We start from the raw sequence: 12,285 nt of genomic DNA on the forward strand, positions 1-12,285 counted from the left end.
TGGCGGCGCGCGGGAGGCACGAAGCTCAGTCGTCCCGCGCTTCGCGGCAGGCTTCGCACAGCACCTGCACCTCGACCGCCTCCACCGGCAGCGGCAGGCTATGGGCCTTGCCCGCATCGGCGATGAGCCGCGACAGCAGGCCCGTGCCGCGGAGGTCGACCGAGCGCCCGCAGCCGGTGCACACCAGCCGGCCCGCGGCCTCGGAAGGCGCGGCGGCTTCGTGCTCGGGCAGGCGGTAGGTCGAGACGGCGCGGCCGTTGCGCTCCACCAGCAGGTGCTCGATCGCGCCCTCGGCGGCCAGGCGCTTGAGCGCCGAATAGATCGCCGACATGTTCATCGGCGTGCCCCGCTGCGTGAGCCTGCGGTGCAGATCGCGCGGATGGAAGCTGTCGCCCTCGGGCTCGGCCATGACCGCGAGGATGCGGTCGTGCTGCAGCTGGTTGCGGTCGGTGACGCCGGAATGCGCTCCGAACGCCGGATGGCGCAGGCCCGCCTTGCGGTTGACGAGGCGGATCATCGCGTCGGGCTGCCAAGGCGGGCTCGTGGGTGGATTCATCGTCGGGCTCCTGAAAGCTTCGGTTCGCGGGCGGACACGGCCGGCGGGCGATGAAGCCCGCCGGCCGCGCGCATCAGAACTTCGCGTTCAGCGACACGCGGAACGAGCGCGGCGCGCCCGGCGTGATGTTGGTGTTGCTGTTCGCGTTGAGGAAGTACTTGCGGTTGAACAGGTTCTCGACGTTCAGCTGCATCTGCACGTTGCGGTTGAGCGTGAAGAACACGGCCGCGTCGACGCGCGTGTAGCCCGGCAGCACCACGTTCGGGAACGGCTGCGCGGCGGTCACGATCTGCTCGCTCGACGCGAACATCTTGGCCTGGTGGATCACGCCGACACCCGCGCCCCACATGGGCGTGAAGTCGTAGCGGTTCCACAGTGCGAAGGTGTGCTTGGGCACCTGGCCGACGCGGGCGCCGGCGCGGATCGTGGCCGAGGTGTCGGCCTTGAACTTGGCGTCGGTGTAGGAGTAGCCGCCCGAGACGCTCCAGGCCGGCGTGATGTTGCCGCTGAGGCCGAGCTCGAAGCCCTGGGTGCGCTGGCCGTCGCTGAGGATGGTGCGCGCGCCGGTCGGGTCGGTCGGATCGAGCACCACCACGTTGGAGCGGTCGAGGCGGTAGAGCGCGGCGGTGGCCGCGAGCGCGGGCAGCACGTCCCACTTGGCGCCGATCTCGTAGTTCTTGAACTTCTCGGGCTTGAGCGCCGACGAGCTCAGCGTGAGCGAGGACAGCTGGTCGCCCGCGCGCGGCTGGTAGGCGATGCTGTAGTTCGCATACAGCGACAGCGGCTCGATCGGCTTGTAGATCACGCCCAGGCGCGGCGACACGAGGTCGTCGTCGGTCTTGAAGCGGTCGCCGTTGCGGTTGTTCCGGAAGTCGACGCGGAAGCGGTCGTAGCGCAGGCCCGCGATGAGCTGGAACTGCGGGCTCAGCTCGATCTGGTCCTGCACGTAGAGCGCCGCGACCTTGGCGGTGCCGCTGTTGTTGGCATCGGTCGCGGACTGGCGGTAGAACACCGGCGCGTAGGTCGTCGGCAGCCACAGCGGCACGTTCACGCTGGTGGCCGTGTTGTTGAAGTAGCCGGTGTTGCGGAAGTTGTCGGTGTCCTGCTTGCCGATCTCCGCGCCCACGAGGAACTTGTGCTTCACCGCGCCAGTGTTCAGCGTGAAGCTGACGTCCGTCTGATTGAAGAAGCTCTTGCGCGTGGTCGCGTTGTCGTAGGCGCTGATCGCCACCGTGGTGCCGAGCGCGTTGACCGCGCCGGGGAACACGTTGCGGTAGAACTTGTCCTGCTCGGACCAGCGCGTGCGGTTGCGCAGCACCACGCCGTTGTCGAACTCGTGCTCGACCAGCGCGTTGAAGGCATCGAGCGAGGACCAGGTCGGGCTGCCGGCCGCGTTGCCGAAGAAGGTCGAGGGATCGGTCGCCACCGGCACGCCGCGGAACGAGGTGATGCCGCGGTCGGCGATGCGCTTGTCCTTGAAGTGCTCGTAGCCCAGCGTCACCAGCGTCTTCGCGCTCGGGCGCCAGCTCAGGGTCGGGTTGATGCCCGAGCGCTCGAGCCAGACGCCGTCGCGGTAGCTCTTGGAGTTCTCGTACAGGCCGTTGAGACGCAACGACAGCTGGTCGTTGATCGGCTGGTTGATGTCCGCCGTCAGGCGGCGGTTGCTGTGCGAGCCCAGCGTGACCGAGGCGCCGTACGAAGGCGTCCACTCGGGCTGCTTGCTCACGCGGTTGATCAGCCCGCCGGTGGCGCCACGGCCGAAGATCATCGCGTTCGGGCCCTTGAACACTTCCACGCGCTCGATGTTGTAGAGGTCGCGGTAGTACTGGACGTCGTCGCGGATGCCGTCGATGAAGAAGTCGCCGGTGGTGCTGATGCCGCGGAAGATCGGCGTCTCGCGGTTGCCCTCGCCCTGCGCGAAGCCCACGCCCGGCACGTAGCGCGCGGCCTCGGCAATGCTCTGCACCGCGCGGTCGCGCAGCTCGTCGCCGGTCACCACGCTGATCGACTGCGGCGTGTCGCGCAGCGGCGTGTCGGTCTTGGTGGCGGTGGTGCTGCGCCGGGCGGCGTAGCCCTGCTCGGCGCCCGTGGCGGTGATGGGCGGCAGCGAGTTGGTGCCGGTCGCGGTCTGCGACCAGGCGGTCGATGCGCCGAGGGCCAGGGTGGCGCCGGCGGTGAGCAGGTGAATCGCCCGGACGACGGCGCTGGGCGCGGTAGCGGGTGCCATGCCCGGAAGGCGCGGGCTGCGTGACTTGTTCATTTGGAACCGATGAAGGAAAGAGAAGGCGCATTCGCGCCGGCTGCGAAAGAGCGCATCGCCGCTGCCATCTCCCCCTTCTGATCGCGGCCGCGAAAGAGACGGAAATACGAACGATTCGCAATTTCGAGCAAATGTAGAAGCAGGTAGTAGTACTGTCAAGTGCTACTGATTCGGCGCAAACCGATCCCTGCGAATCGGATTCAAGGGAGAGAAAAGGAAGTCGCCGGCTCTGCAACCCAAGGACAAGTAGTCCTTGCAAGAACTACTTTCGTGTTGGGGAAATGCCACGCAAGCGCGCACGGCCAACCCTCCGGCGAGTCCCGGATCCAGACGAATCGGAGGGGGTCAGGAGGGCTTGCTCGGGGTCTTCTCGACCCGGGCGGAACGCACGCCGCTGATCTGGCCGCGCACGACCTTCCAGAAGTTCTTGGTGCCGTCGAGCAGGCGCCAGGCGTTCGAGCGATGCGCGAGCACGCCGACCTCGGGCAGCACGTCGCGCAGGTTCTTCAGGCCGAGGATCTTCAGGTACTTGCGCACGGTGGTCGGGCTGTGGATCAACAACACCACGCGCCAGCCGTAATGCCGCCCGAGCAGCAGCATGCCGATCGCGCTTTCGAGGTCGTCGAGGTCGCCGTTGAACTCGTCGACGGCCCGGTCGACGATGCTGAGGATTTCTTGATCGTTCACGGCCACGGCGATACCCCTGAGTGCTGCTGAGCGCTGTTTCTGTTGTCGAAGGCGCGACGGCAGTGTCGCACGGGGCCGCTCGAGGACGGCCGTGCGATACTTTAACAATGAGAATCGTTGTCATCTCGACGCCGCGCCGACCCACCGATGTTTGACGCCTTCGCCATCACCCTGCGCGAGCTGGCCGAGCTGATCCTGATCGTGGGCTCGCTGTATGCCTGCCTGCGCGAATCCCGGCGTCTCTCGCTGCTCAAGTACGTCGGCTGGGGCCTGGGCCTGGGGCTCGCGCCGGCCGCGGCGCTGTCGATGCTGCTGATGGATGCCTCCATCGACCGCAACGTCAGCGCCGGGCTCAGCACCCTGATGGCGATCGGCATCCTGGTCATGGCCACGAGCATGGCGGCCTCGGTGCGGCAGATCCGCGGCCGCGTCCACCTGTTCCATGAAGCCTGGCTGGACAGCCCGGCCGCGCCCTTCCTGGTCGTGGCCTTCGTCGCGCTGTCGGCCTTTCGCGAATCGCTCGAGATCGCGGTCTTCGTGCGCGCGATCGGCGCGCGCGCCGGCATGGTGGATGCCGCGCTGGGCGTGCTGCTGGGCGTCGCGGCCACCGGGCTGCTGCTGCCCGCATGGCAGTGGCTGCACCTGCGCGCGCGGCTGCTGCTGGCGTTCCGCGTCTCGGCGCTGCTGCTGGCCCTGCTCGCGATCCAGCTGCTGCTCTACAGCGTGGCCGACCTGCTGCGCATTCCCGAACTGCGCGACGACGGCGTGGCCTGGGCGCTGACCGTGGCGCCTTTCTTCGAGGAGGGCGCGCGCCATGCCTGGCTGTGCGCCGTGCTGATGCTGCCGCCGCTCTACTGGGTGCTGCGCGGCTGGTGGTCGGAGACGGCCGCGCGCGTCGAGTAGCTCAGTCGGGCGCGCCCGCGCTGCAGCGGTTGCACGCGATCCACACCACGATGTCCTCCTTCGAGGCGACGGGCAGCCCCTGGTCGGCTCCCACCTTCGCGACCTGCTCGCGCAGCTCGACATCCTCGGCGACCACGCTGGCGCCGCAGCTTCGGCACTGGAAGCGGATGCGCGAGGGCGCGCTCTGCGCACCGAGACGTAGCTGAACACCGGCCGTCCGCGCACCTGCCGCACCCGCCGCTCGATCACCTTCTTCTTCTCGAGCAGGTGCAACGTCCGGTACACGCGCGACACCGCGGCGGCATTCGATTCCTCGACCCCGCGCGGATAGAGCTCCTGGGCCGTGCAGGCCTGGCCGGCGTTCGACATCAGCCGGCCGAGGATCTGCAGCCGCTCGGCGTTGACGCGGATGTCCGCTTCCTCGAGGCGCTGGCGGACGACGTCGTCGCCGAGCGTTTCTTCCCGGTGTTTTTCAGCAGGCATGGGCATGGTCGATGGGTCGGTACGGTAGCTGCCGCGGTGCGGCGCGCTCTCCAAAAGCATGATGCAGCGCAGTTGCAAAACTGCCGAACGGATTGAAAACAGCAGGTAAAGATGGGCGCATCGTCCGTCCAGGGGGTTGCCGGTTCAGCGCAGGCGGTCGGCACGCAGCCGCTGCCGGTCGTCGGTGAAGGAGCGCGCCGCCAGATAGACCGCGCCGGCGGCCGCCATGCCGCCGGCACCGGTGAGCAGGAAGAGCAGCAGGATCTGGTACTTCGCGGCCTCGACCGGGTCCATGCCCGCGAGCAGCTGGCCGGTCATGATGCCGGGCAAGGTGATCACGCCGGCCGCCGACATCTGGTTGACGATCGGGATCATCCCCTTGCGGATGGACGCGCGGATCAGCGCCGCCATCGCCTGGTGAATGGTCGCGCCCAGCGCCAGCCGGGCCTCGATGCGCGCACGCCCCTCGGTCACGCCCTCGAAGAAGCTGTCGAGGCCCAGGCTGGCCGAATTGAGCACGCTGCCGAGCACGATGCCCATCAGCGGGATCGCATAGCGCGGGTCGTACCAGGGCTGTGGCCGGATCGCGGTCATCAGCGCCAGCACCACCGTCGCCACGCTCGACACGCCCACGGCCGCCGCGCCGATGCCGAAGTTGCCGCCGCCGCGCAACCGGTGCGCGGGCCGCACCGCCACCTCGCGCGCCGCGGCCAGGATCATCAGCAGCACGATGGCCAGGGTGGCGCCCGGCGAGGCCGCCGCGAACACGAAGCGCAGCACCAGCCCTACCAGCAGCAGTTGCACCACCATGCGCACGGCCGCCCACAGCACCTGCCGATGCAGTTGCAGCCCCAGCAGCAGCGAGGCGAGCGCGTTCAGCAGCACCAGCACCGTGGCCAGCACCAGATCGGTGGCGTCGAGGTGGATGGGGCTCATGCGACGTTCCCCGCCGGCTGCAGCCGGCCCGCGTTCAGTTCGAGATGGCGTGCCGCGACGCGCGCGGCCTGCTCGTGCGAATGCGTGACCCACAGCAGCGTCAGCCCCGCGGCCTGTTCGCGCGCCAGCAGCGCTTCGACCGCGAGCGTGGTGGCGGGGTCGAGCGAGGCGGTGGGTTCGTCGAGCAGCAGCACCACGGGGCGGTGCGCGAGCGAGCGCAGCAGGGCCAGCCGCTGGCGCTCGCCGGTCGACAGCCGCGCGATGTCGGCCTGCAGCACGTCGCGCGGCAGGCCCAGCTCCGCGATCCATCCCGCGAGCACGCCGCTGTCGAGCCCGGCCGGGAAGTGCTCGGCCACGCCCATGCCCCACCACGCCGGCTCCGCCGCCTGGTAGATCACGCGCCGGCGCCATTCGGGACCCGACAGCGCCGCGCGATCGATGCCGTCGAGCACCACGCGGCCCTCGCCCGGGTCGAGGTCGGCCACCAGCCGCAGGAACACGCTCTTGCCCGAGCCTGAGGGGCCGAGGATGGCGATGCATTCGCCGCGCGCGGCCTGCAGCGCGATGGGGCCGACGTGCAATGCACGCAGGCCCTCGATGGACAGGTGGGCCGGGGCGGGAGCGGAAGGACGGGAAAGCTCGGGCATGCGCGAAAGAATGGCCAAAGCCCCGAGCTTGCCGATCAAGCTGAACGGCGGCTGAAGCGCCGCCTTCGCGCGCGCCGCCTCAGTACACGTCGCGCCGGTAACGCCCTTCGGCGATCAGGTCGTCGAGCGTGGCACGCCCCAATGCGGCCTCGAGCGCCTCGTCCACGCCCGCCGCCATGCCATGCAGGCTGCCGCAGACGAAGATCGCGGCGCCCTCGCCCACCCAGCGGCGCAGGTCGCCCGCGTGCTCGCGCAGGCGGTCCTGCACGTAGATGCGCGGCGCATGGTCGCGCGAGAACGCGAGGTCGACGCGCTCGACCTGGCCCGCGGCCTGCCAGTGGCGCAGCTCGTCCATGAAGAAGGCGTCGCGCGCCAGCTGGCGCTCGCCGAACACCAGCCAGTTGCGCCGATGGCCGCGCTCGATGCGCTCGCGCAGGTGGCCGCGCAGGCCGGCATAACCCGAGCCGTTGCCCACGAAGATGCAGGGGCGGTCGTCGGCCACGGGCGCGAAACCGGGGTTGGCGAGCAGGCGCAGCGGCACCTGCGCCGTCAACGGCGCATGCGCCGTGAGCCAGCCCGAGGCGATGCCCAGGCCCTGCTCATGGCGCGCCTGCCGCACCAGCAGCCGCACGTGGCCCTCCGAAGGCAGGCTCGCGATCGAATAGCGGCGCGTGGCCAGCGGCACCAGCGCATCGGCCAGCGCCTGCGCGTCGAGGCCTTGCACCAGGGCCTGCGGCGCGGGCACGGCGCTGCGGGCCAGGGCCTCGGCGAGCGTGCAGTGCCGGCCCTGGAACACGACGGGTGCATCCGCGGTCCACGGCGTCGCGCGCAACAGGGCCGCCACCGTGTCGGCCGCCAGCCGCGGCTGCAGTTCAGCCAGCGCGCCGGGCCGCCACGCCGCAGCCGCTTCGGGCGGCGCGGCGAGTTCGATCTCGTAGAGCGGCGCACCGAGGCTGCCGGGATTCAGCAGCCGGCGCGCGCCCAAGGTCCAGGGTTCGAACGCGGGCTCGAGCGGTTCATCGGCCAGCGCCTCGGCCGGGATCGCATCGGCGCCGCGCAGCGCCACCAGTTGGCGGCGCCAGCGCGCGAGAGCGGCCGTGTCGCCGTTGTCGACCTCGATCATCGGAAACAGCGACTGCGCGCCCGCCGCCACCAGCGCATGGTCGAGTGCATGGCCGAAGCCGCAGAAGCGCGCGTAGTGCCGGTCGCCGAGCGCCAGCAGGCCGTAGCGCAGGTGCGCGAGCGCATCGCCGCCGACCTGCACCAGCCGCTGCGCGAAGCGCCGCGCCGCATCGGGCGGGCCGCCCTCGCCGAAGCTGCTGGCCACCAGCAGCAGGCGCTGGTGATGGCGCAGCTGCTCGGGGTCGAGCCGCGCGAGCGAAGCGACGGTCACGCGCAGGCCGCCGGCCTCGAGCGCGGCGGCGCTGCGCAGCGCGATGCCCTCGGCCGTGCCCGACTGGCTCGCGAAGGCCACGAGCACGCCCTCGGGCGCTGCCGCGCCATCTGTCGACGGTCGCCCTGCCCCGGCGGCGAGCGCCGCGCGTTCGGCCGCCACCGCGCGCTTCTTGCGCCGGCGATCGAGGTAGAGCATCCAGCCCGTGACCGTGAACACCGGCAGCATCAGCGCCGCGAGCATCATCGCGATGCGCCCCGGCAGCCCGAAATAGGTGCCCATGTGCAGCGGATAGATGGCGGCCAGGAAGCGGCCGCCCAGGGGCTTGCCATCATGGCGCTCGTCCTGCGCGACCTCGCCGCCCGGCAGGCGCACCGTCATGCGGTTGCGCGCGCGTTCGTGCGCCGGATGCGCATCGAGCCAGGTGAACAGCACCGTGGGCGCGGCCCCCGTGGGCACGCGCAGGATGACCTCGCTCCAGCCGCTGGCGGCGGCCTGGCGCTGGAACGTGGCCCAGGCGGGCGCCACGTCGACCGCGCCGGCGTCGTCGCGCGGTATGTTGCGCACGCGCGGCGCATTGCGTGCCTGCGCGGGCGCGCGTGGCTGGCCCGCGAAGGCATCGACGCGGTCGCGCACGGCGTCGAAGGCCCAGTAGACGCCGGTGGTGGTGAACACCAGGTACATCAGCAGGGCGCAGGTGCCGGCCACCGAATGCAGCCCCCAGAGAAAGGGCCGGCCCTTGAGCGCGGGATCGAAGGTGAACCAGGCGCGCCAGTCGAGCGGCCGCCGCGGCCAGCGCAGGTACAGGCCCGACAGCGCCAGCACGAACAGCGCGATCGCCAGCACGCCGGCCGCGACGCGGCCCGGCTCGCGCGGCAGCAGCAGCCAGCGGTGCAGCGCCTCGACCCATTCGAAGAACTCCGCGCCCGCCAGCGGCGGCAGCGGCCGGCCCGCGTAGGGATCGAGGTAGACGGTGTCGCCGCGGCGCTCGCCGGGGCGCGGCGCGAAGATCACGCGCGCCGCGGCGCCGGGTTCGGCGAACAGCGCGAGCGTGCCGACCTGGCGGCCCGGGAAGGCCTCGCGCACGGCCGCGAGCAGCTGCGGCGGCGCGAGCGCCTCCTGCGTCTGCACCGCCACGTGGCGGCCGCCCGGATTGAGCGCATCGATCAGCTCCTCGCGGAACGACAGCACCGCGCCGCTGAGCCCGATCACGAGCAGCACGCTGCCCGCTGTGATGCCCAGCAGCCAGTGCAGCTGGAACCAGGCCTGGCGCCATGTCGGCATCGTCATTCAGCGCGCTCCCGCGGCCCAGTCCACGGCCGCGTCGAAGAGCGCGCGACCGGCCGCTGCCAAGTTGGTGAAGCCGTCGTTGCCGAGGAAGAACATCACGCGGCGCGCCGGCGCGAGCGACTCGTAGTCCATGGTGGCGCCCTTCTCGTAGCCGAAGATGGCCGCCTTCTCGGGCTGGCCGTAGAGGGTGGCGATGGTGGTGGCACCGAGTCCGGGCCGGCCCCAGCTCATGCCGGCCTGTCGCTGGTAGACGTTGGCCACGCCGGCTGGCAGGCCCGCGCCCATCGGATGCGGTGCGTTGACCAGCCACAGGTAGCGTTCCTTCGCGGCTTCGCCGAAATCGACGTCGTGCCGCTTGCCCGTCATCGCGAGATCGTCGAGCAGGTCGTTCTCCCAGGTCAGCAGCGGTACCGGCAGCTGGCGCCAGCCGGGATGCACGTCCTTCGCGGCCACGGTCGAGGAGATCACGACCAGCTCGGCGCCCGCCGCCGCGCCGGGCTCCACCGCCTGGTCGAGCATGGCGACCGCGAAGCCGCGCGTGCCCAGGTGCTGCGCGACCTGCTCGTCAACCGCCGCGTTCGGGCTGCCGCGCTGCACCAGCAGCACGAGCTTGCGGCCGGGCGCGGCCTGAGCGCCGGCCGCGCCGGCCAGTCCCGCTGCAAGCGGCAGCGCGAGCCGCAGCAGCGCGCCACGGCGATCGATGGAAGCGACGTCCCTCATGGCCTAGAACTCGAAGGTGGTGAGCAGCGACACCTGGCGCGCGTCGCCCATGGAGATGAAGTAGGTGTTCGCGGCCGAGGGGTAGTAGGTCTTGTCGAACAGGTTCTTCACGTTGAGCTGGAACTTGACCTTGCGGCCGTGGATGCGCGTGTCGTAGGTGGCGAAGGCATCGGCGGTGGTGTAGCCCGGCAGCATGAAGCTGTTGGCCGAGTCGCCGGGCCGCTTGCCCACGTAGTGCACGCCGCCGCCCACGCGCAGCCGGCCCTCGGCGCCGAAGACCTGGCCGAAGTCGTACACGGCCGACAGCGACGCGGTCTGGCGCGCCACGTTCCACAGCCGGTTGCCGGCGTACAGCGGGTCTTCGGTGGTCTTGGCGTCGATGTAGGCGTAGCTCGCGATCGCGCTCCAGTTTTTACCGAGCTCGCCGGCTACGTCGACCTCGAGGCCGCGCGAGCGCGCCGCGCCCGAGGTGCGCCAGTCGGTCAGCTTGGTCACGTCGTTGAACTGCGAGACCAGCACGTTCTTCTTGCGAATGTCGAACAGCGCCACGGTGCCGGTGAGGCCGCCGGCGAGGTCGAGCTTGGCGCCGAGTTCCCACGACCTGCCCTGCTCGGGCGCCACCGAGGCGTCGAGCACGTAGCCCGAGGACAGCGGCGCGATGGTCGAGCTCGGCTTGAGCGACTCGGTGTAGCTGCCGTAGAGCGACAGGTTGTCGCTCCACTTGTAGACCAGTCCTAGGCGCGGCAGCACCTTGGAGCCGTCGGTGTCGGTGTTGGCCTTGAACGGACGGCCGCGGCCCGCGGTCTGCGACCAGGCCTGGTAGCGCAGCGCGGCCACGGCGATCCATCGGTCGCCGAGATGGATCGAGTCCTGGAAGAAGAAGGACTGGTTGTGCAGCTTGTCGGTCTGGTCGCTGTCGCTGGCCGACACCGTGGCCGACGGGAACTCGAGGCCATAGACCGGGTTGAGGTAGCTGAAGCTGCGCGCGACGGCCTGGCGCAGCAGGTCGGCGCGGTAGATCTTGCGGTACTCGGCGTCCCAGCCGAACTGCAGGTCGTGGCGCATGCCGCCGAGCTCGACGCGGCCGTCGACGTAGGCTGTGGCATAGCTGTCGGTGCTCAGGGCGCCGTGCGTGGCGTCGTTGCTGCGCGTGAGCGTGCCGCGCGTGGCGTTCACACCGGTGATGCGCAGCTGGTTGGCGTCGTAGGTCTCGCGGTTGTAGCTGAGGTTCAGGTGGCCGGCCCAGCCGCCGCCGAACTGGTGGTCGACCGAGAGCTGGGCCAGGTGGCTCTCGCCGCGCATCTCGTTCCAGGGCTCGTCCAGGCGCCGCGTCTTGGGCAGGTCCAGCGGGCTCCTGGTGCGCGGGTCGAGCGCGGTGCCGCGGTCGAAGGGCGTCACGAACTTGCGGTACTCGTACCAGAGCACGGCCTGCGTGTCCTCGCCATACCAGGCCAGCGAGGGCGCGACCAGCGTCTCGCGGTGGGTGCCGAAGTTGCGCCAGTAGTCCTCATCCACGCGGTCGACGATCAGCCGGTAGGCCAGGCCGTTCTCGCCGATGGGACCGGTGGTGTCGAGCGTCTGGCCGGTGCCGTTGCGCCCGCCCGCATAGCCCGAGGCGCCCAGCGACAGCGCGGTGCGCTGGCGCAGCTGCGGCTTCTTGCTGACCACGTTGATCACGCCGCCGGGGTCCATCAGGCCGTAGAGCAGCGAGGACGGGCCCTTGAGCACCTCCACGCTCTCGGCCGCCGCGTTGAGGCCACGACCCTGCACCAGCGGCATGCCGTTGTGCATGATCGAGCCGTCGCGGTTGCCGCCGAAGCCGCGCTTCATGATGGTGTCCTGCGTGCTGGCCAGGGTGTTGCCCTGGTTGATGCCGCTGACGTTGGCGAGCGCATCGTCGATGTTGCGCGGGCGCTGGTCGCGGATCGCCTGCGCGGGCACCACGTTGACCACCTGCGGGATCTCGAGCACCGGCGCGGTGGTGCGCAGGGTCGAGGCATCGGGCGTGGGCTGGTAGCGGTCGTCGGCATCGCCGGGCACGGGTGCCGCGCGCGCCACCACGCGCACGGCAGGCAGCGCGCCGGCGCCCTCGATCACGCCGGGCTCGGCCTGCGCGCTCGCCGAGCGGCGCAGGATGAATTCGCCCGCACCGCCCTCGACCGCCTCGAGGCCCGTGCCAGCGAGCAGCGTGGCGAAGCCGGCCTGCACCGTGAAGCTGCCGTCGAGGCCGCGCGAGTTCAGGTCCCGGGTGTGGGCGGGATCGAAGGACAGCGCCACGCCCGCCGCGGCCGCGAAGCGGCCCAGCACCGCGGCCAGCGGGCCGGGCTCGATGCGGTAGGCGCGCGCGGCGCCGGGCGCGCTGGCGCTGGCCGCGAGCCGCGCCGGCTCCGCGGCCAGCGCCGTGACCGGC

Annotated in this window: 10 protein-coding genes and 1 pseudogene; 1 reads left to right on the plus strand and 10 read right to left on the minus strand. The window is 70.9% G+C overall.

Annotation, left to right across the window (positions count from 1 at the left end; translation table 11 throughout):
- Positions 1-25: 25 nt before the first annotated feature.
- From ACODT0_RS37405 to ACODT0_RS37415, 3 genes are all read right to left on the minus strand, one after another.
- Positions 26-556: a transcriptional repressor gene (locus ACODT0_RS37405; RefSeq protein WP_413765364.1), complete on the minus strand. Its 531-nt coding sequence runs from the start codon at positions 554-556 to the stop codon at positions 26-28.
- 73 nt (positions 557-629) lie between these two features.
- Complete coding sequence (locus tag ACODT0_RS37410; RefSeq protein WP_413765363.1) at positions 630-2,783, minus strand: TonB-dependent receptor; 2,154 nt, start codon at positions 2,781-2,783, stop codon at positions 630-632.
- Positions 2,784-3,161: 378 nt separating this feature from the next.
- Positions 3,162-3,503 carry a hypothetical protein gene (locus tag ACODT0_RS37415; protein WP_057589884.1) on the minus strand — a complete coding sequence of 114 codons (342 nt, stop codon included), beginning with the start codon at positions 3,501-3,503 and terminating at the stop codon, positions 3,162-3,164.
- Between the two features lie 147 nt (positions 3,504-3,650).
- On the opposite strand from ACODT0_RS37415, the gene ACODT0_RS37420 reads away from it, so the two are divergent.
- Complete coding sequence (locus tag ACODT0_RS37420; protein ID WP_296724706.1) at positions 3,651-4,406, plus strand: FTR1 family protein; 756 nt, start codon at positions 3,651-3,653, stop codon at positions 4,404-4,406.
- Between the two features lies 1 nt (position 4,407).
- On the opposite strand, the gene ACODT0_RS37425 is transcribed toward ACODT0_RS37420, so the two are convergent.
- The 7 genes and pseudogenes from ACODT0_RS37425 to ACODT0_RS37455 form a co-directional block, all read right to left on the minus strand.
- Positions 4,408-4,542, minus strand: coding sequence for a hypothetical protein (locus tag ACODT0_RS37425; protein ID WP_489043630.1), 135 nt, complete (start codon positions 4,540-4,542; stop codon positions 4,408-4,410).
- A 161-nt stretch (positions 4,543-4,703) separates the two neighbouring features.
- Positions 4,704-4,949 (minus strand): annotated as a pseudogene (locus ACODT0_RS37430) (hypothetical protein); the annotation flags it as partial.
- An 84-nt stretch (positions 4,950-5,033) separates the two neighbouring features.
- The gene (locus ACODT0_RS37435) at positions 5,034-5,825 is read right to left on the minus strand and encodes an ABC transporter permease (protein ID WP_413765362.1); all 792 of its coding nucleotides are present in this window, start codon (positions 5,823-5,825) and stop codon (positions 5,034-5,036) included.
- Positions 5,822-6,472, minus strand: coding sequence for an ABC transporter ATP-binding protein (locus tag ACODT0_RS37440; protein WP_413765361.1), 651 nt, complete (start codon positions 6,470-6,472; stop codon positions 5,822-5,824). The genes ACODT0_RS37435 and ACODT0_RS37440 overlap by 4 nt, the downstream gene beginning before the upstream one ends.
- Before the next feature lie 79 nt (positions 6,473-6,551).
- Complete coding sequence (locus ACODT0_RS37445; protein WP_413765696.1) at positions 6,552-9,149, minus strand: PepSY domain-containing protein; 2,598 nt, start codon at positions 9,147-9,149, stop codon at positions 6,552-6,554.
- A 6-nt stretch (positions 9,150-9,155) separates the two neighbouring features.
- A complete protein-coding gene (locus ACODT0_RS37450) occupies positions 9,156-9,875 on the minus strand; it encodes a hypothetical protein (protein WP_489043631.1) in 720 nt (239 codons plus the stop codon).
- A 3-nt stretch (positions 9,876-9,878) separates the two neighbouring features.
- The coding region (locus tag ACODT0_RS37455) for a TonB-dependent siderophore receptor (RefSeq protein WP_489043632.1) at positions 9,879-12,285 on the minus strand (2,407 nt) is incomplete at its 5' end.

The organism is Variovorax sp. FG153 (assembly GCF_057809595.1).